Origin of the sequence: Xanthomonas melonis (assembly GCF_020783655.1) — a bacterium.
Taxonomy (GTDB): domain Bacteria; phylum Pseudomonadota; class Gammaproteobacteria; order Xanthomonadales; family Xanthomonadaceae; genus Xanthomonas; species Xanthomonas melonis.
In genome coordinates, this window is record NZ_JAJGQH010000014.1 from 142,053 (window position 1) to 164,349 (window position 22,297).

Below are 22,297 nucleotides of genomic sequence, written 5' to 3' on the forward strand. Positions count from 1 at the left end.
GCCCGATCAGGGCCGAGGCGCCGCCACCAGCGTCACCTCGCGCGGCTTGGCAGTGCCTCGCACGATCATGAAACGCAGCGTTTCCCCGACCTTTCGATCGAGCGCGGACTTGAGCACGTCGGCCTTGCTGCCGGCCACTGGGATGCCCTGCGCCGAGACGATGGCATCGCCTACCTGCAGGCCGGCGGCGGCCGCAGGCGATGCAGGCTTGACCGCGTCGATGGTCACCGAGGTCAGCGTGGGATTGAACGAAAACCCTTCGCTCTGCACCGCGAAGCTCAAACCGAACCAGCCTTTCGCATCGCCCGCCTGCACCATGCCGCTCAAGCTCATGGCGGCAGTCAGCACGAGCGCACCCGGTTTCCATCGACGCATCACATCCATCCCTAGTCGAGATTGCAGCGCACAGCGGCTGCGGTCCTGCAGTGTGCAGCGCGTACCGCAGCGGACTCATGTGCCATCGGGCACCCTGCCCGCCAAGTCGGCAGCGGGCCTGCCTCATGCGGCGCCCGACACCTCGCATGCATATCGCCGCGCCGGACCGCCGTCTTGCAGCGTGATGGCATGCGCGCCCATGCCGGACCTGCACAGGCGCCGCCGATCCGCAGCGCACATCCGCTTCACCACCTCCCTGAAACCTTGCCTGTCTGCGCTGCCGTGTGCAGGTGCAGATCCGGCGCAGGCATCGGACAATAGCGCCGGTGCGCGCCGGCCTGGTCCGCGCCGCCAGCATTCCGTCGATCCCCTGCAAGGAAATCCCATGGCTGCACGCAAGGCAAACCCTCCCGTCATCGAAGTCCAGGCCCGCCCTGGCCAGCCGCTGGGCATGCCGGTGGAGCGCTTCCTGCGCACCTACTGGCACAAGCACCCGCTGCTGATCCGCAATGCGTTCGCGGACTTCGCTTCGCCACTGCAGCCGGGAGATCTGGCCGGGCTGGCTTGCGAGGAGGGCGTGCTGGCACGGCTGATCAGCCACGACCGCGCCAGCGACGACTGGAGCGTGCGTACCGGCCCGTTCCAGGAAACCGACTTCCCCGGCCTGCCCGACCATGACTGGACCCTGCTGGTGCAGGACGTGGACAAGTGGGATGCCGACGTGCGCGCGTTGCTGGAGCAGTTCCGCTTCCTGCCGCGCTGGCGCATCGACGACATCATGATCAGCTTCGCCGCCACCGGCGGTTCGGTCGGCGCGCATGTCGATCACTACGATGTGTTCCTGTTGCAGGGCCAGGGCCATCGCCGCTGGCAGATCGACGCACGCGCCTCGCAGGGCCGCAGGCCCACGCCGCAGGCATTCCGCGACGATGTCGACCTCAAGCTGCTGCGCGAGTTCAAGCCCACCCACGACTGGGTGCTGGGCCCGGGCGACATGCTGTACCTGCCGCCGCTGGTGCCGCACCACGGTGTGGCGCAGGACCCGTGCCTGACCTTCTCGATCGGCACCCGCGCGCCCTCTTCGGCCGAACTGATCGGCGACTACCTGGACACCCTGATCGCCGATGCCGACGAGTCCGTGCGCTATCACGACGAAGACCTGAAGGTGCCGGCCGATCCCTACGAGATCGACGTCACCGCGATGAACCGCGTGGTCGAAGCGCTCAACGCCTTGCGCATGAACGACCCCGATCGCCTGGGCGACTGGTTCGGCCGCTTCATGACCACCTACCGCGCCTCCGGCGATGTGGTGCCGGCGCCGGAACCGATTCCGCGCGCGGCAGTGGAACAGGCACTGGACGAAGGCGTGCTGCTGTATCGCCACCCGTGGTCGCGGCTGGCCTGGCGGCGTGCCAAGCGCGGCGCCACCCTGTTCTGCAGCGGCCTGGAGTTCGCCCTGTCGGCCAAGGACGCCGCACGCCTGGCGGCCGCCGAAGAGATCGATGGCGCGCTCTACGGGCAGTTGTCGGCGCGTGGCCGCGAGGTCGTGCTCGAACTGCTGGCCCAGGGACATTACCAGCGCGCCCACGACGACACGCGCGAGGATATCGACGACGAACCAGCACCTGCGCTGAGCGTGTCGGCCGCTCACGGCGATGCCGATGACGACGCCAGTGACGATGCCGACACCATGGACGCCGATGATGCGGTCGATGACGACGCCGATGTCGAAGCGGTCGCCGACGACGCCGACAGCCCGGAGGAGCGCGTCGCTGCCGCCGAGGCAGCGGACGACGAGGCGGACACGGACGACGAAGCAGACCCGTCTGACACCGGCGACGATGGAATCCCGTCTCGCGCATGAACCCGCAAGGCAGCCCGCAGATCGTCACGCTGGACCCGGCCACCGACGCCGCGGCCCTGCGTGCGCTGCGCCTGGCCTGTGCCACAGCCCCCGCGGCTGACCCGCTTGAGCCCGACTGGGACGCGCTGGACCCGCTCAGCCTGCATCTGGGAGCGCGGACCGAGCAGGGCCAATGGGTTGCCTCGGTCCGGCTGACGCCGGACCGGCGCATCGACCGGCTCGGCCTGCTGCCGCACTGGCGCCGCCGCGGCCTGGCCGACCAGTTGCTCACCGCAGCCGTGGCCAACGCCGCCCAGCGTGGCTGGCCCGAACTGCAGGCACGTGCCACCGCCAGTGCCCAGGCGGTGTTCGCGCGCCAGGGCTTTCTTCCCCGCGCTTCCGCCGGCGTTGCAGCCGAACATGGCGACGACGGCGACGCGTCCGGCACGCTGCTGCATCGCCGGCTCGACGGGCCGATGGCCGTGGACAGCCTCACCGCAGCCCTGGCCGCCACCGCCGGCCTGCTCTGCGGCGCACGCCGGCAGGTACTCATCTACAGCCGCGCGCTGGATCCGCCCCTGTTCGACAATGCAGCGGTGCTGGATGCGCTGCGCCGCTTCGCCACTGCCCGCCACGACAAGCGCGTGCAGGTGCTGGTACAGGATCCGGCAGCGGCCATGGCCAGCGGCAGCGCGATGTTGCGCCTGGCCCAGCGCCTGCCGAGCGTGTTCCGGTTCCGCGCGGTCAGCGATCCGGTCGATACGAGCTATGCATCGGCCTACGTGGTCGGCGACGACGCCTACTACTTTCGTCCAACAGGTCATCGCTACGATGACGGCGAAACCTGGCTGTCCGGGGCCGCGCGCAGCCGCCAGCTGGAGCGCGAATTCGCGCAGATATGGGAGCGCAGCGCGCTCTGGAACGAACCGCGCGCACTCGGCATCTGACGCCGCAAGTCCTTGCCGGCGCAGGCGCGCCCGCGATTGGTCTGCCTCGCCGGTCAGCTCACAGACGCCCTCTCACAAGCGCAAGGGGGTATAATTTTTCGAGATTTGAGACCGACCGACAAGGCATCCTGCCCTGCCGCTTCCGCACAATCATCCCCACAGCAGACCCGACTTACCATCGTGGATAATCTCCTAAAGCACTTCGCGCAGTCATCGCAGCTCGCCGGCGGCAACGCCGCCTACATCGAGGATCTGTACGAGCAGTACCTCGTCGCCCCGGACAGTGTCGATCCGAAGTGGAAGAGCTACTTCGATGGCTTCGAAGGTCGCAATGCCGGTGATGTTCCGCACTCGGCCGCCATCGCCCATATTCTCACCGCTTCCAAGCAGGCCGCCCATGCCGGCACCGGTGCAGGCGCCAGCGACGAGCGCGAGCGCAACGTCGGCCGCCTGATCACCGCCTACCGCGCTCGCGGTCACCTGGGCGCGCAGCTGGACCCGCTGGGCCTCACCCCGCCGGTCAATCCGCCGGACCTGGACCTGCCGTTCCACAGCCTGTCGCAGGCCGATCTGGACAGCGAGTTCAGCACCGGCGGTGTCGGCGGACAGCCGCGGATGAAGCTGAAGGACCTGCTGGCGCGCCTGAAGGCGACCTATGCCAGCACCATCGGCGCGGAGTTCATGCACATCCAGGAATTCGACCAGCGCCAGTGGATCTACCGTCGCCTGGAAGATGCCGGCGGCAAGATCGCTGGCGATGCGGCCAGCCGCAAACGAACCCTGGAGCGGCTCACCGCCGCCGAAGGCCTGGAGCGCTATCTGCACACCAAGTACGTCGGCCAGAAGCGCTTCTCGCTGGAAGGCGGCGATTCGCTGATCCCGATGATGGACGAAATCGTTCGTCAGTCCGGCAACGATCAGGTCAAGGACATCGTGATCGGCATGGCCCACCGCGGCCGCCTCAACGTGCTGGTCAATACGCTGGGCAAGAACCCACGCAAGCTGTTCGACGAGTTCGAAGGCAAGTTCGAACACGCCCATGACGACCGCGCGCACACCGGCGACGTCAAGTACCACATGGGCTTTTCGGCCGACATCGCCGTTGGCGCCGACAAGCAGGTGCACCTGGCGCTGGCCTTCAATCCTTCGCATCTGGAAATCGTCGACCCGGTCGTGGTCGGCAGCGTGCGCTCGCGTCAGGAGCGCTTCGGCGATACCGAGCGCAAGGCCGTGCTGCCCATCCTGATCCACGGCGACGCCGCATTCGCCGGCCAGGGCGTGGTCATGGAGCTGTTCCAGATGTCGCAGGCGCGCGGTTTCGCGGTCGGCGGCACGGTGCACATCGTGGTCAACAACCAGATCGGCTTCACCACCAGCACCCGCGACGATGCCCGCTCCACGCTGTACTGCACCGACGTGGCCAAGATGATCGGCGCACCGGTCTTCCACGTGAACGGCGACGACCCGGACGCGGTGATGTTCGTGTCCAAGCTGGCCTACGAGTTCCGCCAGCAGTTCAAGAAGGACGTGGTCATCGATCTGGTCTGCTACCGCCGCTGGGGCCATAACGAGGCCGACGAACCGGCCGCGACCCAGCCGGTGATGTACCAGACCATCCGCAAGCACAAGACCACCCGCGAGCTGTATGCCGCCAAGCTGGAAAGCGAAGGCGTGCTGAGCGCCGACGAGGCCAAGGCACTGGTGGATGGCTACCGCAACAAGCTCGATTCCGGCGAATACACCACCGAGCTGGCCAAGCGCAAGCCGGACGAATTCGCCATCGACTGGTCCAGGTACTTGGTCGGCACCGCCGCCGATCCGGTCGATACGCGCGTCAAGCGCGAGCAGCTGGACCGCCTGGCCAAGCTGATCACCACGATTCCCGAAGGCGTCGAGCTGCACGCCCGTGTTGCCAAGATCTACGAAGATCGCGTCAAGATGGCCGCTGGCGATCAGCTCGGCGACTGGGGCTTCGCCGAGAACCTGGCCTACGCCACCTTGTTGGCCGAAGGCCACAAGCTGCGCCTGGTTGGCCAGGACGCCGGCCGCGGCACCTTCTTCCACCGTCACGCGATCCTGCATGACCAGAAGAACGACAATTACTACCTGCCGCTGCGCCAGCTGGTGCAGAACCCCGAAGACGCCACCATCATCGACTCGTTGCTGAGCGAGGAAGCGGTGATGGGCTTCGAATACGGCTACTCCACCACCGACCCGAATGCGCTGTGCATCTGGGAAGCGCAGTTCGGCGATTTCGCCAACGGCGCGCAGGTGGTGATCGACCAGTTCATCGCCGCCGGCGAAGCGAAGTGGGGCCGCATCGCGGGCCTGTCGCTGTTCCTGCCGCACGGCTACGAAGGCCAGGGCCCGGAGCACAGCTCCGCACGTCTGGAGCGCTTCCTGCAGCTGTGCGCGCTGGAGAACATGCTGGTCTGCGTACCGACCACGCCGGCCCAGTGCTTCCACATGATCCGCCGCCAGATGCGCATGACCACCCGCAAGCCGCTGGTGGTGATGACGCCCAAGTCGCTGCTGCGTCACAAGCTGGCGGTGTCGAGCCTGGAAGAACTGGCCGAGGGCGAGTTCCAGCACCTGATTCCCGACGCCAAGGCCGATGCGCAGAAGGTCAAGCGCGTGGTGCTGTGCTCGGGCAAGGTGTATTACGACCTGCTCGAAGACCAGACCAAGCGTGGCCAGGACGATGTCGCCATCGTGCGCATCGAGCAGTTGTACCCGTTTCCGCGTGCGCAGCTGTCGGCCGAGCTCAAGGGCTATGCCAACGCCACCGACGTGGTGTGGTGCCAGGAAGAACCGCAGAACCAGGGTGCGTGGTACCAGATCCGCCACCACCTGAACTTCTGCCTGGCCGGCGGCCAGAGCCTGCACTACGCAGGCCGCGCCCGCTCGCCCTCGCCTGCCGCCGGCCACATGGCCGACCACATCGTCGAACAGCAGACGCTGGTTGCCGATGCGCTGATCAACCCGTTCAACGACCAAGTCGCTGAATAACTCCTTCCCCAAAGACCGAAAACCCTAGGACGCTCCCCGAATGGCCACCGAAGTCAAAGTTCCGGTACTGCCCGAATCCGTTTCCGACGCCACCATCGCCAGCTGGCACAAGAAGGCCGGCGAAGCGGTCAAGCGCGACGAGAATCTGGTCGACCTGGAAACCGACAAGGTCGTGCTGGAAGTTCCCTCGCCGGTCGACGGCGTGCTGAAGGAAATCAAGTTCGACACCGGCAGCACGGTCACCAGCAATCAGATCCTGGCGATCATCGAGGAAGGCGCCACAGCTGCCGCTGCACCGGCTGAAGAGAAGAAGGCCGATGCACCGGCAGCTGCCGCAGCTCCGGCTCCGGCGGCTGCTCCGGCTCCGGCGGCTGCCGCTGCACCGGCAGCTGCGTCCAAGTCCGCTGCCGATTCGCTGCCCCCGGGTGCGCGTTTCTCCGCCATCACCCAGGGCGTGGATCCGGCCCAGGTCGAAGGCACCGGCCGTCGTGGTGCGGTGACCAAGGAAGACATCGTCAACTTCGCCAAGGCCGGCGGCGTGGGCAAGGCCTCGGGTGCCCGCCCGGAAGAACGCGTGCCGATGACCCGCGTGCGCAAGACCATCGCCAAGCGTCTGATGGAGTCCAAGAACTCCACCGCGATGCTGACCACCTTCAACGAGGTCAACCTGGCCAAGGTCTCGGCCGCGCGCAAGGAGCTGCAGGACGAGTTCCAGAAGGCGCACGGCATCAAGCTCGGTTTCATGAGCTTCTTCGTCAAGGCCGCCGCCAACGCGCTGCAGCGTTTCCCGCTGGTCAATGCCTCGATCGACGGCGACGACATCATCTATCACGGCTACAGCGACATCTCCATCGCCGTGTCCACCGACAAGGGCCTGGTCACGCCGGTGCTGCGTAACGTCGAACGCCAGTCGTTCGCCGACGTCGAACAGGGCATCGCCGACTACGCCGCCAAGGCGCGCGCCGGCAAGCTGGGCCTGGACGACCTGCAGGGTGGCACCTTCACCATCACCAATGGCGGCACCTTCGGTTCGCTGCTGTCGACCCCGATCATCAACCCGCCGCAGAGCGCCATCCTGGGCATGCACGCGATCAAGGAACGTCCGATCGCCGAGAACGGCCAGGTCGTGATCGCCCCGATGATGTATCTGGCACTGTCCTACGACCATCGCATCATCGACGGCAAGGACTCGGTGCAGTTCCTGGTCGATATCAAGAACCAGCTGGAAAACCCGGGCCGCATGCTGTTCGGTCTGTGATGAAAGCCGGGATTGGGGATTGGGGATTCGGGATTGGCGAGAGCCGCCCTTTCCCAAGCATCCCGCTTTTACGAATCCCCAATCCCCAATTCCCAATCTCGTGAGCGAAGAATGAGCGAACAAGAACAATTCGACGTCGTCGTCATCGGTGCCGGTCCGGCCGGTTATCACGCTGCAATTCGCGCGGCCCAGCTGGGCATGAAGGTCGCCTGCATCGACGCAGCACTGGGCAAGGACGGCAAGCCCGCCCTGGGCGGTACCTGCCTGCGCGTGGGCTGCATTCCGTCCAAGGCGCTGCTGGATTCCTCGCGCCAGTTCTGGAACATGGGCCACCTGTTCGGCGACCACGGCATCAGCTTCAACGACGCCAAGATGGACGTGCCCACCATGATCGGCCGCAAGGACAAGATCGTGAAGCAGTTCACCGGCGGCATCGCGATGCTGTTCAAGGCCAACAAGATCACCCCGTACTACGGCTTCGGCCAGCTGCAGCCGGGCAACATCGTCAAGGTCACCCAGCACGAAGGTGGGGAGATCGAACTCAAGGGCACCAACGTGATCCTGGCGGCCGGTTCGGAATCGATCGAACTGCCGTTCGCCAAGTTCGACGGCGACACCATCGTCGACAACGTCGGCGGCCTGGATTTCACTGCCGTTCCCAAGCGCCTGGCGGTGATCGGCGCTGGTGTGATCGGCCTGGAGCTGGGCAGCGTGTGGAAGCGCCTGGGCGCCGAGGTCACCATCCTCGAGGCGCTGCCGGACTTCCTGGCGTTGGCCGATGCCGAAGTGGCCAAGACCGCGCTGAAGGAATTCAAGAAGCAGGGCCTGGACATCAAGCTCGGCGCCAAGGTCAGCAAGACCGAGATCACCGGCAGCGGCGATGCCAAGCAGGTGGTGCTCAGTTACACCGACGCTACCGGCGAGCAGACCCTGACCGTGGACAAGCTGCTGGTGGCCGTGGGCCGCAAGGCCGCCACCAAGAACCTGCTGGCCGAGGGCACCGGGGTCAAGGTCACCGACCGTGGCCAGATCGAGGTGGACGGGCATTGCCACACCGGCGTCGATGGCGTGTGGGCGATCGGCGACTGCGTGCGCGGCCCGATGCTGGCGCACAAGGGCTTCGAGGAAGGCATCGCGGTGGCCGAACTGATCGCCGGCCTGCCGGGTCACGTCAACTTCGACACCATTCCGTGGGTCATCTACACCGAACCGGAAATCGCCTGGGTCGGCAAGACCGAGCAGCAGCTCAAGGCCGAGGGCGTGGCCTATAAGGCCGGTAGCTTCCCGTTCGCGGCGATCGGCCGTGCGGTGGCCATGGGCGAACCAGCCGGCTTCGTCAAGGTGATCGCCGATGCCGAAACCGACCGCGTGCTGGGCATGCACCTGGTGGGCGTGGGCGTCTCCGAGCTGGTGCACGAAGGTGTGCTGACGATGGAATTCAACGGCTCGGCCGACGATCTGGCCCGTATCTGCCATGCGCATCCGACGCTGTCCGAAGCCATCCACGATGCCGCGATGGCCGTGAGCAAGCGGGCGATCCATAAGGCCAACTGAGGTCCGGATTTGGGATTCGGGAGTGGGGATTCGCAACTGCGGTTCCCGCTCCTGAACCTCTCCCGGCAATGACATGGCGCCGGGGAAACCCGGCGTTATGTTTTTCAAGCCTGAAGAGCAGACAAATGCATCGGCAAGGGCCGGCCCCGAAGCATCGCGTGCGAGCAGCGCAGCCCCGCTTTTACGAATCCCGAATCCCACGAAAGCATCTCCGTCTCTCGACGGCTTTTCCAGATGACATAGACGCGCCCCACCGCGCTTTTACGAATCCCAAATCCCAAATCCCGAATCCCGAATCCCATGAAAAGCATCTGCGTCTATTGCGGCTCCAACGCCGGTAACAAGCCGGTCTATGCCGAACGCGCCACCGCCCTGGGCACGCGCATCGCCGAGCAAGGCCTACGCCTGGTCTACGGCGGCGGCAACGTCGGCCTGATGGGGACGGTGGCCAACGCCGTCCTGGCCGCCGGCGGCGAGGTCACCGGTGTGATTCCCAAGCAGCTGGCGGACTGGGAAGTGGCGCACCGCGGCCTGACCGAACTGGAGATCGTCGGCTCGATGCACGAGCGCAAGATGCGCATGTTCGAGCTCTCCGATGCCTTCGTCGCCCTGCCCGGCGGCTTCGGCACCATGGAAGAGATCTTCGAGATGCTCACCTGGCGCCAGCTGGGCATCGGCAACAAGCCGTGCGCGTTCCTGGACATCGCCGATTTCTACGCGCCGCTGATCGGCATGATCGATCGCATGGTGGAAGAGCGCTTCCTGCATCCGGATCAACGCACCGACCTGTGGTATGGCAACGACATCGGGCAGATGCTCGAGTGGATGCAGCACTACACGCCGGCCCAGGCGTCGAAGTGGATCGACGAGAAGCGCCGCTCCACCCTGGTGTGATCACGCTGCCATCCGCATGCATTGCGGATGCACCGGGCTGCACGGGCCCGTTCGTACTGACGGGCATCTGCTGCCATGCCGGTCCGCGATACCCCCGGGCCGGCAGCGCACGGCGCGAACAGCGACCTGGGGCAGCCGGCGAGACGACTGCGCAACCACCAGGCCGGTGCGGCGGCACTCCCAGTCGGCATCGGCCACTTGTACATCCCTTTTCCAGCTGCGCGGTCCACGCCCCTCCGGCGATCGCTTCGCTACGTCCTGTTGGCCGCCGTTGTCCTCGCCCGTTATCCAGTCACGACCCGGCGATCGCCGCGCCCGGACCAGAGGCGCCGACATGCTCGCCTGCGCCGCTGCACCGTGGCCGGTCGAAGTCGAAATGGCCGCACCACCTCGCATCCCCCGCCACGGCGTGCCACACCGCTTCGCATAGAATGACCGCGATGCCCGATACCCTTGCCGCTGACGCGCACCACAGCCTGGAGATCAAGCACAGTCGCTTCGTGGCGACCGCCTGTGCGCTGGAGTCTGCGCAGCAGGCGCTGGCCATCGTGCAGGACGTGGCGGTACCCGATGCCACCCACAATTGCTGGGCCTACCGCTTCGAGCAGGACTATCGCTCCAGCGACGACGGCGAACCCAGCGGCACTGCGGGACGGCCGATCCTGGCGGCCATCGATGGTCAGGGCTTCGATCGCGTGGTGGTCGTGGTCACGCGTTGGTATGGCGGCATCAAGCTCGGCGCCGGCGGCCTGGTGCGTGCCTACGGCGGAACCGCGGCCGAGTGCCTGCGGCTGGCGACGCGGCGGCCATTGATTGCCTCGACGCGGCTCGATCTGCGCTGCCAGTTCGACGACCTGGGCCTGGTACATGCGGCCCTTGCCGCGTTCCAGGCCGACAAGCTCGATGAGCGCTTCGATGCCGATGGCGCAGCGCTGTGCGTACAAGTGCAGGCAGATCGGCTTGCCGGCTTGAAAACCCGCCTGTGCGACGCCACTCGCAATCGTGTCCATCTCTCAATGCCGGAAGCCGCATGAATCAGCCAGCCGCCGCCAGGCCCAATCCGTTGCGGAAGCTTGGCAGCCTGCGCACCCTGTGGCCGTTCGTGCGGCGCCAGCGCGGGTTGTTCGCCGCCTGGCTGATCGCATTGGCAGTGTCCTCGGCAGCCACGCTGAGCCTGCCGGCCGCAGTCAAGCGCATGATCGACCACGGCTTCTCCGGCGGTGCGCAGATCAACCAGGCGTTCGCGTTGCTGTTCGCGGTGGCGGTGGTGCTGGCGCTGGCCACGGCGGCACGTTTCTATTTCGTCTCGCTATTGGGCGAAAAGGTCGTTGCCGATCTGCGCGGCCGCCTGTACGCGCATCTGATCGGGCTGGATGCGGGCTTTCACGACCGTAGCCGCAGCGGCGAACTGGTGTCGCGACTGTCGGCCGACAGCGAACTGCTGCGCGGGCTGATCGGCACCACCATGTCGGTGGCGTTGCGCAGCTCGGTCACGGTCATCGGCAGCATGGTGATGCTGTTCGTCACCAGCCCACGGCTGGCCGGCTTCACCCTGATCGGCATTCCGTTGGCGGTGTTGCCGATCGTGCTGGGCGCGCGCCGGCTGCAGAAGATCTCGCGCGCCAGCCAGGACCGCGTGGCCGACGCCAATACGCTGGCCGCCGAGACCCTGGGCGCGGTACGCACCGTACAGGCACATGCGCGCGAGCGCTACGAAAGCCAGCGTTTCAGTCAGGCCTTGTTCGCCGCCATCGACACCGCCCGCGTGCGGATCCGCACCCAGGCTGCGGTGACGGCGGTGGCGATCGTGCTGATCTTCGGCGCCATCGTCGCGGTGTTGTGGCTGGGCGCGCACGATGTGGTCTCCGGACGCATGACCCCCGGCACGCTGGGACAGTTCGTGTTGTATGCGCTGATCGGCGGCGGCTCGGTGGGCGCACTGGCCGAGGTCTGGAACGAGTTGCAACGTGCCGCCGGCGGCATGGGCCGGGTGGGCGAACTGCTCGACGAGCAGCCGGTCATCGTCGCCCCGGCCACGCCCACGGCGCTGCCGCAGCCGCTGCATGGCGCGATCCACTTCGACAAGGTGGTCTTCCATTATCCGCAACGCCCGGATGCGCCGGCGCTGGACGGTTTCGACCTGCATGTCAGCCCCGGCGAAACCGTGGCGCTGGTCGGCCCTTCCGGCGCCGGCAAGAGCACGGTGCTGTCGATGCTGCTGCGCTTCCACGACCCGCTGAGCGGCCGCGTGCGCGTCGACGAAGTGGATCTGCGCGACACCGATCCGGTGCGGCTGCGCGAGCATATTGCGCTGGTACCGCAGCAGCCCACCCTGTTCGCCGCCAGTGCCGCCGACAACATCCGCTACGGGCGGCTGCAGGCCACCGACGCAGAGGTCGAAGCCGCGGCAGCAGCCGCCGAGGCCGATGGCTTCATCCGTGCACTGCCACACGGCTACGCCAGCGAACTGGGCGAACGCGGCACCCGGCTGTCCGGCGGACAGCAGCAACGCATCGCGATCGCGCGCGCGCTGCTCAAGGATGCACCGATCCTGCTGTTGGACGAGGCGACCAGCGCGCTGGACGCGCAGAGCGAGCGCGCCGTGCAGCAGGCGCTGGACCGGCTGATGCAGGGCCGCACCACTCTGGTGATCGCGCACCGTCTGGCCACCGTGCTCAAGGCCGACCGCATCGTGGTGATGGATGCCGGCCGCATCGTGGCGCAGGGCACGCACGCGCAGCTGATCGCCGAAGGCGGCCTGTACGCGGAACTGGCGCGACTGCAGTTCATCGATCAGTGATGCCCGGCCGAGGCGCCGACGGCCGACACGGTCCGTTCACCGCCTTGGCGACGATGCTGCGCCCTCCCTTTCCCTGCACCGCTGCGCCCATGCCCCGCCCCAGACTCACGCTGCGCCAGCTCAGTTACTTCGTGGCCCTGGCCGAGACCGGCAGTTTCACCCGTGCGGCCGAGCAGATGGGAGTATCGCAGCCGTCGTTGTCGCAGCAGATCCGCGGGCTGGAAGCCATCATCGGCACGGCGCTGTTCGAACGCGGCGTGCCTGCCATCCTGACCCCGCTGGGCCGCGACCTGCGCGACCGCGCGCGCAGCATCCTGCTCGATGTCGCCGATCTGGAGGAGCTGCGCGCGAGCTCGGCCGATCCCTTGCTCGGCACCATCCGGCTCGGCGTCTCGCCGACGCTGGGCGCGTACCTGATGCCCAGCCTGGTGGCGCGCCTGCACCGCGAGCACCCTGCCCTGCGCGTGCATGTGCGCGAAGGCCTGCCGACCGTGCTCGCCAACGACCTGGCCAATGGCGTGCACGATCTGGTGCTGGCGCAGCTACCGGTTGCCGGGCGCAATCTGCACAGCGAACGGCTATTCCGCGAGCCCTTGCACGTGACCATGGCCGCCGATCATCCGTTGCGCAGCAAACGCCATATCACCCCGGCCGACCTGCGCGGCGCCAACCTGCTGACGCTGATGCCGGAATACCGCCTGGCCGAACAGATCGGCGCGATCGCGGTGGATGTCGGCGCGAACGTCCTGCGCGATTACGAAGGAACCAGTCTGGATGCGATCCGACAGATGGCCGGCATGGGCATGGGGCTGGCCTTGTTGCCGGACCTGTACGTGCGCCAGGAAATCCGCGAGGGCGACGATGTGGTGGTACGTCCCATCAAGGGAGGGCGCTATTACAGGGAAATCGGCCTGCTCTGGCGACAGGGCGCCGGCCGCGCGCCCGCGTTCGGCCTGATCGCCGACTTGCTGCGTGCGGCGGCTGCATAGGAAAATCCTATGCAATGGATAAGCGGTTCGGCCTTGTCCTGATGCCGCAACTCGTCAATGCTTGTTTGAAATCAACAGTGGAAGGTACATGGCGGCAAAGCAGATCGGATGGCGGCAGGCAGCGGGCTGGCTGGCGGAAATCGTCGGGCCGGACATGCCGTATGTGCGCCTGACCCTGGTGTACGGCGTCGCAATCAGCCTGCTGTCGCTGGCCACCCCCATTTCGGTGCAATTGCTGATCAACAGCGTCGCCAACATCGCCTTGCCCACCCCGCTATGGACGCTGTCGGGCCTGTTGCTGGGCCTGTTGCTGCTGGTGGCGGGTCTGAGTGCAATGCGGGTGTGGGTCATGGCGCTGTTCGAGCGCCGGCTGTTCGCGCGAGTGGTGGCGGAGATCACGGTACGGGCGGTACATGCCCAGAACCCGTTCTTCGCCGATCAGAACCGCAACGACATGTTCAACCGCTACTTCGATCTGGTGGTGGTGCAGAAGGCCGTGCCCAGCCTGGCGATCGCTGCCTTCACCATCGTGCTGCAGTCGGCGGTGGGCCTGATCGTCACCAGTTTCTATCATCCGTTCTTCCTGGCCTTCAATGCGCTGCTGCTGCTGGTCATCTTCTCGATCTGGATGATCTGGTCGCGCGGTTCCATCCGCACCGCAGTCGAGTTGAGCCATGCCAAGCACAATGCCGCGCACTGGCTCGAGAGCGTCGGCGGCTCGAACGGCTTCTACAAGTCCAGCCGCCACCTCAACTTCGCGATGGACCGCTCCGAAGCGGTGACTGCCGCCTACGTCGAACGCCACCGCCGCCATTTCCGCTACACCTTCACCCAGACCCTGGCCTTCCTGCTGACCTATGCGGTGGCCAGTGCAGCACTGCTGGCCCTGGGCGGCAGCCTGATCCTGCGCGGAGAGTTGTCGATCGGCCAATTGGTCGCCGCCGAGCTGATCCTGAGCGCGGTGTTCTATGGCATTGCTCAACTCGGCGCCTATCTCGATACGTTCTACGACCTGGTCGCCAGCGCCGAGGAATTGTCGCTGCTGTACGCCATTCCGCAGGAGCGCGCGGTGGCGGTGCCCGGCAAGACCCCTAACAACAGCGCAGTGCGGCTGGATGGGGTGGTGATCGAAGGTGCGCGCTTCGATTTCGCGCTGGAAGCCGGTGAGCAATTGGTCACCTTGGCGTCCGGCGGCGCCGAGCGCCTGCTGGCGATGGTGCTCAAGCGCCACGCGGTCCCGGAGCGCGGGCTGGTGATGGTGGGCGGCGCGGACATGGCGACCTTCGACATGTATCTGCTGCGTTCGGAAGTGACGGTGCTCGATCGCCCCAGCATCGTGGAAGTCACCATCCGCGAGTACCTGTCGATGGCATCGCCGGACGTCAGTTCCGAGGCCATGCTCGAAGCGATCGATGCGGTGGGACTGCGGGCACGCATCGCCGCGCTTCCACAGGGCCTGGATACGCGCCTGGCCGCTTCGGGCTACCCGCTGTGGATCGGCGATGTGATGGGACTCAAGCTGGCCAATGCCTTGCTGGTACGGCCACGGGTACTGATGCTGTCGCAGTTGTTCGACCTCATTCCCACCGAACACCTGACCGCCGCGCTGCGCCGGCTCAAGGACGCCGGAACCACGGTGTTGCTCTGCACCGGCCGCCCGGAAGACATCACGCTGGATGGCTGGTTCCGCCTGGCACCCGGACACCAGCAACGCTACGCCACGCGGGCCGAACTGATCGCATCCGCGCAGGAGGCAGGCAATGCCGTACGCCGCTGACCGCGTCATGCACTTCCCCACGCTGGCGGCCATGCGCCCGCCCAGCATCGCCAAGGCGCTGGCGTGGATGCTGCTGATCGGCATCGTCCTCTGCGGCGCCATCCTGGCGCTGGTTCCCTGGGTGCAGACCGCCAGCGGCAAGGGCCAGGTGGTGGCGCTGGATCCCGACGATCGCCAACAGCAGGTCACCGCCTTCGTTCCTGGCCGGGTCGAGCGTTGGTACGTCCACGATGGCCAGCACGTCTCCAAGGGCGATCCGATCGCCCGGGTGGGCGATCTGGATCCGGACCTGCTCACCCGGCTCGCCAGCGAACGTGCGCAGGTGCAGGCCGAGATCACGGCCATCCAGCAATCGCGTGCGGTCGCCAGCATCGACGTGGAACGCAGCCGGCAATTGCTCGCCGAAGGCCTGGCCGGCCGTCGCGACTACGAGTTGACTCAGATCAAGGTTGCCGAGGCCGATGCCAAGCTGGCGGAGTCGCGCGCCAAGCTCACCCGCATCGACATCCAGTTGAATCGCCAGTCCGCCCAGCTGGTGCGCGCGCCTCGCGACGGTCGCGTGCAACAACTCAACGCTGCCAGCGGCAGCGCGATGGTCTCGCCAGGCACGGTGTTGGCGGTGATCGCCCCCGAACGCGTGGAACGCGCGGTCGAACTGTACATCGATGGCCGCGACGTACCGCTGATCCGTCCGGGCCGCCCGGTGCGGCTGGAATTCGAAGGCTGGCCGGCGATCCAGTTCAGCGGCTGGCCTTCGGTGGCGCACGGAATGTTCGACGGCCGCGTGCGCGCCATCGATCCCAACGCCGCCCCCGATGGCGTGTTCCGCATCCTGGTGGAACCGGCACCCGGCAAACCGGCATGGCCGGCCCAGGAATTCGCCCGCCAGGGCGGAAAGGTGCGCGGCTGGGTGCAGGGCGAGACGGTGAAGGTGGGCTACGAACTGTGGCGCCAGCTCAACAACTTCCCGCTGGAGTTCGGCCAGCGCCCCGCAGCGTCGATGCAGGAAGATGGCAAGGCCAAAGCCGCCGCCGGCAAGGCCGAAGACGACGCGACGGGCAAGAAATGATGCAGCGTCTTGCCGTCCTGTTGATCGCACTCTGCTCCGGTGCGGCGTTCGCCCAGTCCGCGCCGCTCACCCTGGACGAAGTGCTGCAGTCCTCGGCGCGTTCGGCGCCGCAGATCGTCGAAGCGCTGGCAAAGGTTCGCCAGGCCGAGGGCAAGGGCATCTCGGCCGATGGTGCCTTCGATACCGTGTTCGACATCGAAGGTCGCTCGCGCGAGGCCGGCTATTACGACGGCAGCACGATCGAAAGCGGCGTCAAACGGCCGTTCGAGAGCAACGGCGGCTATTACTACGGCGGCTACCGCTCCTCGCGTGGCGATTTCCCGATTTACGAAGACAAGTCCTACACCGACCGCGGTGGCGAGGTGAAAGTCGGCGCGCTGTATGCGCTGCTGCGCGATCGCGTGGTGGACGAACGCCGCACCCGTCGCAGCGTGGCCAGTGCCGACATCAACGTGGCCCAGTACGAAGCCGAGATGGTGGCCATCGGCGTCCAGCGCCGCGCCATCGATGCCTACCAGAGCTGGGTGGCGGCCGGCCTGAAGCTACGCGCCTACAGGGACCTGCTGGAGCTGGCCGAGCGCCGCCGCAACGCGATCTCCCGGCAGGTGACGCTGGGAGCCCGGCCGACCATCCTGTTGACCGAGAACGACCAGAACCTGGTGCGCCGCCGCGCACTGGTGGTGCGCTCGGAGCAGGAGTTCGCCAGTGCGGCCAACAGCTTGTCGCTGTATCTGCGCGACGACGCCGGCATGCCGCTGATCGTCACCGCCGAGCGCCTGCCGGCCGATACGTCGGCCCTGGAGGGGCTGGCCGGAGCCAGCAAGATCACCGCACCGGTGGAACGTCCCGATTACCGCGCCGTGCTGACGCGCATCGATCAGGCCACCGCGCGGCTGATGCTGGCGCAGAACGACCTGAAACCGCGCCTGGATGTCAGCGTCGAGGTCAGCAAGGACCTGGGCCCGCCCGGGCTGGGTGGCCCGAACCGTTCGCCGACCGATGCCATCATCGGCTTCCGTTTCAGCGTGCCGTTGGAGAACCGGGCTGCCAAAGGCCGCGTCGCCGAAGCGCGCGCCGAGATCGAGGCGCTCGACCAGCGCAGCCGCTTCCTGCGCGACCAGATCTCGGTGGAGGTGGAGTCGGTGGTCATCTCGCTCACGGCGGCCGAGCGGCTGGCCAGGATCGCCGACGAAGAACGCAGCCTGGCGGACCGCTTGGCCGATGCCGAGCGGCGGCGCTTCGAGCTGGGGTCGGGCGATTTCTTCCTGGTCAACCAGCGCGAGGAAACCGCTAACGATGCCCGCGTGCGCCTGATCGATGCGCAGGCCCGTATCGCCTCGGCGCGTGCAGAGCTGGCAGCGGCGACCGCAGACCGCGACGCGTTACGGCTGAGCCGCTGAAACAGCCGCGCGAACGCCACCTCCCTGCCATGCCGTACGCCCATGCCGTGTCGCCCGGGCCGCTGCGCACAGTGCAGCAACCGGCTTGCACATGGCAGTCATCGCGTGGCCGGCGGCAGTACACCGGGCTCGGTGGCTGAACGCCCAGCCTTGTAGGCCTCGGCAGATCGTGGACAGGCCTTGCGAACTCGACCGATCGGTACCGCCGATGACGCCTAGATAACAGCTGCCTGCGCATGCTCGGGGCGCCGGTCCGGTACCGGCAGTGCGATCAGACGATCCGCACGGCAACCCTGGCTCTTTCGGAGGTGCTTATGTCTTTCCGGCAGTTTCCCGCCATCGGCGCCGATGGCGAACCCTACGTCATCATCGAATTCCGCGATGAACACCCGTCCGGCTCCGCCACACAGGCTGCGCCGCGCTACGAGCTCCCCGACGGCCGCCATCTACAACGCCAAGGCCAGCGCTTCGTCACCGAAGGAGGCGAACTGCAGCTCTCGACGCCCTGACGACTGCCTGGTCATTTTTTGATCACTGCGGCCGAGTTCCTTGTCCGACAACGGCTGGCGGAAGTTATCCACATGCTTGTGCAGATTTCATCCACACCCGGTGTGGATGAAATCCGCGGCCGCGCTCCGGCTGCGCGGCGGTCTGCACTTGCACATGCATGCCTGCTGCTACACGCCGGCTGGCTTGCTCTTCCAGGCCAGCGACGCCAGCGGCAGCAGATTCTTACGGAACGGTCGGTCCGCTGGCTCGCGCGCCGGTGCCCGGTGCCACGCTCGCGTCAGCTCACACAGTACGGTCCGAACGCTCCAGCACCCGCCCGATCCCGCTGTCGTCGATCTCGATGGCGGCCCGGGACAGCGCCTGCCGATCGCTGTCCGGCTCGAATCCGATCCGGAAATGCAGCTCGCCCAGCGGCGTGCGCGAGGAATGGATGGAAGACAGATTCACCCCATGGCGTTCGAAGACATGCAGCAATGCGCGCAGCGAGCCGGGCTCATCCTGCGGCAGGTACACGCTCAAGGTCAGCGGCTCGGTGAGATCGGCCAGCAGGTAGCCGACGCGCTCATAGGTGTAGTTGCCTGCGGCCAGCGCGTCCTGCTGCAAGGCCTGTGCGTTGTCGTGCAGGAAGTGACGGCGGAACTGCGCACGCGCCGCGTCGTCGCCTTGCGCAACCAGGGCACGCAGCTGCTGCATCTGCGACAACAACCGATCGAGCATCTCGCCGGCGTACGGATTGCCGAACTGGATATCCTCGTAGATCGCCGGATTGAGCGAAAGGATGCGCGCAATGACTGCCGTGTCCAATTCGAACGAGGCCGAGCGGTAGGGCATCAGCGCCTGCAGGTCGCCCAGCAACGGAGCGTAGTCGCGCAGGGTACCGGCCTGCGCCAGGTGGGTGGCGTGCACCATCGCCTGCACCAGCGCCATCACCCTGTCGTGGTGTTCGGGCGTGGTGTGGACGCACTGCGCCTGCAAGGCCGTGCACAACGTGCGCACCCACCCCGACCAATGCTGCAGGCGTGCCTCGCAGACCACCATCACCCGACCCTTCAAGGTCGGCGATTTGGGCGGCGCGGTCATCGGATGCAAACCGACCACCTCGGCCGACGAGGCCAGCATCGCCGCCACCGGCGCCTGCTTGATCGAGGTGACGTCCATCCACAACTGCGACGCCGCACGGTCACCGGCCAGCGCGACATAGCGTCGTATCACTTCCGCAGTGTGGCGGATCGGCGCCGAGAAGATCAGCACATCCGCCTGCTGCGCCAGCGTGAGCTCGTCCATGCTCCCGACGTCGGCCGGGTCGAAGCCGATCACCTGCAACTGCAGACGCGTGCGCAGGAACTGCGCCAGCCATCGCCCATAGGCGCCGGCACTGCCGACGATCCCGACCACCGGCTGAGCGATCATGCCAGCCGCTCGACCGCGAAGCGCGACGCGGCGGCAAGCGTTGCCGGCGCGGCCGCCAACACATCGAACTCCTCGACACCTGCTGCCAGCGTGGCCTCCAGCGCAGCATGCACGCCGCCGAGCGCGTGGCCCACCGCCTGCTCGAACGGCACATCGCGCAACAGAAACCCGATCAGCAAGGCCATCAGCACATCGCCGGTGCCGGCCACGTCAACCGGCAGATGCGGGCTGGACCAGCGATACACCGCGGTGTCGCTGACCGCCAGCGTCACCAGCTCGCCCGCACCGCCGGCGACGCTATGCGCCAGGACCCACTGCGGGCCACGCGCCAGCAGCGCGCGTGCGGCCACGATGGCATCGTCCTGTTGCAGGCTCGGCAGGCCGGTCAAGCGCTCCAGTTCGAAGGCGTTGGGCGTCACCAGCCAGGCATGCGGCAGCAGGCGCTCGGCGAACACGCGCTCCAGGCCCGGTTCGACGTAGGGGCCGGTGTGCGTGTCGCCGATCACCGGATCCAGGCAATAACGCAGTTGTGGCGTCTGCGGCAGGGTCTGCTCCAGCCAGTCGGCGAAGGCCTCGCCGTTGGCCAGGCTGCCGAAGTAACCGGACACCAGCATGCGCGCACGCTGCGGCAGGCCGCGCTCGCTGGCGCCGAGCAACAGGTCGGCCAGCCAGTCGGCAGGCAGGATGCGGCCACGCAAGGTGGCATAGAACGGCGCGTTGCTCAGCAAGGTGGTGGGGACTTCGGCAACCCGCAGGCCCAATGCACGCAGTGGCGGCACGGCCGCGCTGTTGCCGGCATGGCCATAGACCAGTTGCGATTGCACCGAAATCACATCGACCGGCGCAGGACCATCCGGGCGCTGGCGGCGTCCGTGGACCAGATGACTATCGGGGGCATTGTTCATCGCAGCATCTTACGCCAGCGCCACGGCGTGCCCGCATTCGATCGATGCGACCGGCACCCGCTCGCCCCTACGTACATCGCGGCCAGGCCGGTCTTCGCTGGACCGGTCCGTGCGCTGGCAGCAACCGATATCGCCTCCGATCTGCGGGAACTCCTGCCGCAAGAACGCAGATGCCGGCCCCTGGGCCGGCATCCGTCTGGAGAACCTCGCTCCAATCGTGCAACTTTCCGGGCATTCGGGAGCCGACATCCGCTCCCGCGCATCCCGGATCGCCACGACGGCGCACCATCCCGGCGGGCCCGGCCATGCCGCCCTTGCGATTGCCCGATCCCGACTCCCGATTCCCTGCCTCAGGACGTCATGCGGTCCCAGAAACCCTTGACGCCATCGATGAAGGTGGCCGATTTGGGTGAATGCTTGCGGGCATCCTCACCGGTGAAGGTCGCTTCGAATTGCTGCAGCAACTCGCGCTGGTCGGCGGTCAGGTTGACCGGGGTCTCCACCACGACGCGGCAATACAGATCGCCCTCGCTGCGGCTACGCACCGAACGCACGCCCTTGCCGCGCAGGCGGAACAACTTGCCGGTCTGGGTCTCGGCCGGGATGCGGATCTCCGCCTCACCGCCCAGCGTAGCCACACGCACGGTGTCGCCGAGCGCCGCCTGCGAGATACGGATCGGCACCTCGCAATGCAGATCGTCGCCATCGCGCTGGAAAATCGCATGCTCGCGCACGCGCACTTCCACATACAGATCGCCCGGCGGCGTGCCGGCCGGGCCGGCTTCGCCTTCGCCAGCCAGACGGATGCGGTCGCCGGTATCCACGCCGGCCGGCACCTTGATCGACAGCACCTTGTTTTCTTCCACCCGGCCAGCACCGCGGCAGGTCTTGCAGGGATTCTGGATCAGCGTGCCGCGTCCGTCGCAATGCGGGCAGCTCTGCTGCATGGCGAAGATGCCGCGCTGGATGCGCACCTGGCCGCGACCATGGCAGGTGCCGCAGGTCTCCACCTTGCCGTCTTCCGAGCCGCTGCCATGGCAGGGCGCGCATTCCACCAGCGTGGGGATCTCGATGCGCCGCTCGAGGCCGGCGACGGCTTCTTCCAGATCCAGTTCCAGTACGTAACCGACGTCGGCACCGCGTCGCGCAGCGCGCGGACCGGCGGCGCCACCGCCGAAAATGTTTCCGAAGATATCGCCGAAGATATCGCCCATGTCCGGGCCACCCGCGCCACCACCGCCCATGCCATGCTCGAACGCCGCATGGCCGTGCGCGTCGTAGGCACGCCGCTTGTTGCCATCTGACAGCACTTCGTAGGCTTCCTTGCATTCCTTGAACGCCGCTTCGGCGGCAGCGTCGCCAGGATTGCGATCGGGATGGTGCTTCATGGCACACCGCCGATACGCCTTTTTCAGCTCGTCGTCGCTGGCGCCACGGGCAACGCCCAGCACTTCGTAGTAATCGCGTTTGCTCATAAGCCGGGATTCGTGATTCGTGATTCGAGATTCGTTGAAACGCGAAAGCGGACAGCGTGCGCTGGTCCGCCTTGGCGACGCG

Annotated in this window: 17 protein-coding genes; 13 read left to right on the forward strand and 4 right to left on the reverse strand. The window is 66.8% G+C overall.

The window, feature by feature from the left end:
• Positions 1 to 6: 6 nt before the first annotated feature.
• A complete protein-coding gene (locus tag LL964_RS15095) occupies positions 7 to 270 on the reverse strand; it encodes a PDZ domain-containing protein (protein WP_104587983.1) in 264 nt (87 codons plus the stop codon).
• A gap of 490 nt (positions 271 to 760) precedes the next feature.
• On the opposite strand from LL964_RS15095, the gene LL964_RS15100 reads away from it, so the two are divergent.
• From LL964_RS15100 to LL964_RS15160, 13 genes are all read left to right on the forward strand, one after another.
• Complete coding sequence (locus tag LL964_RS15100; protein ID WP_104587946.1) at positions 761 to 2,239, forward strand: ribosomal protein uL16 3-hydroxylase; 1,479 nt, start codon at positions 761 to 763, stop codon at positions 2,237 to 2,239.
• Complete coding sequence (locus tag LL964_RS15105) at positions 2,236 to 3,165, forward strand: GNAT family N-acetyltransferase (protein ID WP_104587947.1); 930 nt, start codon at positions 2,236 to 2,238, stop codon at positions 3,163 to 3,165. The genes LL964_RS15100 and LL964_RS15105 overlap by 4 nt, the downstream gene beginning before the upstream one ends.
• A 180-nt stretch (positions 3,166 to 3,345) precedes the next feature.
• Positions 3,346 to 6,174: a 2-oxoglutarate dehydrogenase E1 component gene (locus LL964_RS15110; protein ID WP_104587948.1), complete on the forward strand. Its 2,829-nt coding sequence runs from the start codon at positions 3,346 to 3,348 to the stop codon at positions 6,172 to 6,174.
• Positions 6,175 to 6,214: 40 nt separating this feature from the next.
• The gene (gene sucB / locus LL964_RS15115) at positions 6,215 to 7,432 is read left to right on the forward strand and encodes a dihydrolipoyllysine-residue succinyltransferase (RefSeq protein ID WP_104587949.1); all 1,218 of its coding nucleotides are present in this window, start codon (positions 6,215 to 6,217) and stop codon (positions 7,430 to 7,432) included.
• Between the two features lie 111 nt (positions 7,433 to 7,543).
• Positions 7,544 to 8,986, forward strand: a complete 1,443-nt coding sequence (gene lpdA, locus LL964_RS15120; protein ID WP_017156789.1) for a dihydrolipoyl dehydrogenase — start codon at positions 7,544 to 7,546, stop codon at positions 8,984 to 8,986.
• Between the two features lie 300 nt (positions 8,987 to 9,286).
• Complete coding sequence (locus tag LL964_RS15125) at positions 9,287 to 9,880, forward strand: LOG family protein (RefSeq protein WP_104587950.1); 594 nt, start codon at positions 9,287 to 9,289, stop codon at positions 9,878 to 9,880.
• Between the two features lie 431 nt (positions 9,881 to 10,311).
• Complete coding sequence (locus LL964_RS15130) at positions 10,312 to 10,914, forward strand: IMPACT family protein (RefSeq protein WP_167395368.1); 603 nt, start codon at positions 10,312 to 10,314, stop codon at positions 10,912 to 10,914.
• Positions 10,911 to 12,680: an ABC transporter transmembrane domain-containing protein gene (locus LL964_RS15135; protein ID WP_104587951.1), complete on the forward strand. Its 1,770-nt coding sequence runs from the start codon at positions 10,911 to 10,913 to the stop codon at positions 12,678 to 12,680. Before LL964_RS15130 ends, LL964_RS15135 begins: the two co-directional genes overlap by 4 nt.
• An 89-nt stretch (positions 12,681 to 12,769) precedes the next feature.
• On the forward strand, positions 12,770 to 13,669 hold the full coding sequence (locus LL964_RS15140; protein WP_104587952.1) for a hydrogen peroxide-inducible genes activator: 900 nt from the start codon (positions 12,770 to 12,772) through the stop codon (positions 13,667 to 13,669).
• 88 nt (positions 13,670 to 13,757) lie between these two features.
• The gene (locus LL964_RS15145; protein ID WP_104587953.1) at positions 13,758 to 15,446 is read left to right on the forward strand and encodes an ATP-binding cassette domain-containing protein; all 1,689 of its coding nucleotides are present in this window, start codon (positions 13,758 to 13,760) and stop codon (positions 15,444 to 15,446) included.
• Positions 15,430 to 16,515 (forward strand): efflux RND transporter periplasmic adaptor subunit, encoded by a 1,086-nt coding sequence (locus tag LL964_RS15150; protein ID WP_104587954.1) that lies wholly within the window; start codon positions 15,430 to 15,432, stop codon positions 16,513 to 16,515. Before LL964_RS15145 ends, LL964_RS15150 begins: the two co-directional genes overlap by 17 nt.
• Complete coding sequence (locus LL964_RS15155) at positions 16,512 to 17,915, forward strand: TolC family protein (protein WP_104587955.1); 1,404 nt, start codon at positions 16,512 to 16,514, stop codon at positions 17,913 to 17,915. The genes LL964_RS15150 and LL964_RS15155 overlap by 4 nt, the downstream gene beginning before the upstream one ends.
• A gap of 314 nt (positions 17,916 to 18,229) precedes the next feature.
• Positions 18,230 to 18,424, forward strand: coding sequence for a hypothetical protein (locus LL964_RS15160; RefSeq protein WP_104587956.1), 195 nt, complete (start codon positions 18,230 to 18,232; stop codon positions 18,422 to 18,424).
• Positions 18,425 to 18,707: 283 nt separating this feature from the next.
• Here the strand turns inward: LL964_RS15160 and LL964_RS15165 are convergent, their stop codons facing one another.
• The 3 genes from LL964_RS15165 to dnaJ form a co-directional block, all read right to left on the reverse strand.
• On the reverse strand, positions 18,708 to 19,835 hold the full coding sequence (locus LL964_RS15165) for a prephenate dehydrogenase (protein ID WP_104587957.1): 1,128 nt from the start codon (positions 19,833 to 19,835) through the stop codon (positions 18,708 to 18,710).
• Positions 19,832 to 20,740, reverse strand: coding sequence for a pyridoxal kinase (pdxY, locus tag LL964_RS15170; RefSeq protein WP_104587958.1), 909 nt, complete (start codon positions 20,738 to 20,740; stop codon positions 19,832 to 19,834). Before pdxY ends, LL964_RS15165 begins: the two co-directional genes overlap by 4 nt.
• Before the next feature lie 350 nt (positions 20,741 to 21,090).
• The gene (gene dnaJ / locus LL964_RS15175; protein WP_104587960.1) at positions 21,091 to 22,215 is read right to left on the reverse strand and encodes a molecular chaperone DnaJ; all 1,125 of its coding nucleotides are present in this window, start codon (positions 22,213 to 22,215) and stop codon (positions 21,091 to 21,093) included.
• Between the last annotated feature and the right edge of the window lie 82 nt (positions 22,216 to 22,297).

What these genes read in the sequence shown, in the direction of transcription:
- LL964_RS15100 (WP_104587946.1), top strand. Translation starts at nt 761, where the DNA reads ATGGCTGCACGCAAGGCAAACCCTCCCGTCATCGAAGTCCAGGCCCGC.
- LL964_RS15105 (WP_104587947.1), top strand. Translation starts at nt 2,236, where the DNA reads ATGAACCCGCAAGGCAGCCCGCAGATCGTCACGCTGGACCCGGCCACC.
- sucB (WP_104587949.1), top strand. Translation starts at nt 6,215, where the DNA reads ATGGCCACCGAAGTCAAAGTTCCGGTACTGCCCGAATCCGTTTCCGAC.
- lpdA (WP_017156789.1), top strand. Translation starts at nt 7,544, where the DNA reads ATGAGCGAACAAGAACAATTCGACGTCGTCGTCATCGGTGCCGGTCCG.
- LL964_RS15125 (WP_104587950.1), top strand. Translation starts at nt 9,287, where the DNA reads ATGAAAAGCATCTGCGTCTATTGCGGCTCCAACGCCGGTAACAAGCCG.
- LL964_RS15130 (WP_167395368.1), top strand. Translation starts at nt 10,312, where the DNA reads ATGACCGCGATGCCCGATACCCTTGCCGCTGACGCGCACCACAGCCTG.
- LL964_RS15135 (WP_104587951.1), top strand. Translation starts at nt 10,911, where the DNA reads ATGAATCAGCCAGCCGCCGCCAGGCCCAATCCGTTGCGGAAGCTTGGC.
- LL964_RS15140 (WP_104587952.1), top strand. Translation starts at nt 12,770, where the DNA reads ATGCCCCGCCCCAGACTCACGCTGCGCCAGCTCAGTTACTTCGTGGCC.
- LL964_RS15145 (WP_104587953.1), top strand. Translation starts at nt 13,758, where the DNA reads ATGGCGGCAAAGCAGATCGGATGGCGGCAGGCAGCGGGCTGGCTGGCG.
- LL964_RS15150 (WP_104587954.1), top strand. Translation starts at nt 15,430, where the DNA reads ATGCCGTACGCCGCTGACCGCGTCATGCACTTCCCCACGCTGGCGGCC.
- LL964_RS15155 (WP_104587955.1), top strand. Translation starts at nt 16,512, where the DNA reads ATGATGCAGCGTCTTGCCGTCCTGTTGATCGCACTCTGCTCCGGTGCG.
- LL964_RS15160 (WP_104587956.1), top strand. Translation starts at nt 18,230, where the DNA reads ATGTCTTTCCGGCAGTTTCCCGCCATCGGCGCCGATGGCGAACCCTAC.
- LL964_RS15165 (WP_104587957.1), bottom strand. Translation starts at nt 19,835, where the DNA reads ATGATCGCTCAGCCGGTGGTCGGGATCGTCGGCAGTGCCGGCGCCTAT.
- pdxY (WP_104587958.1), bottom strand. Translation starts at nt 20,740, where the DNA reads ATGAACAATGCCCCCGATAGTCATCTGGTCCACGGACGCCGCCAGCGC.
- dnaJ (WP_104587960.1), bottom strand. Translation starts at nt 22,215, where the DNA reads ATGAGCAAACGCGATTACTACGAAGTGCTGGGCGTTGCCCGTGGCGCC.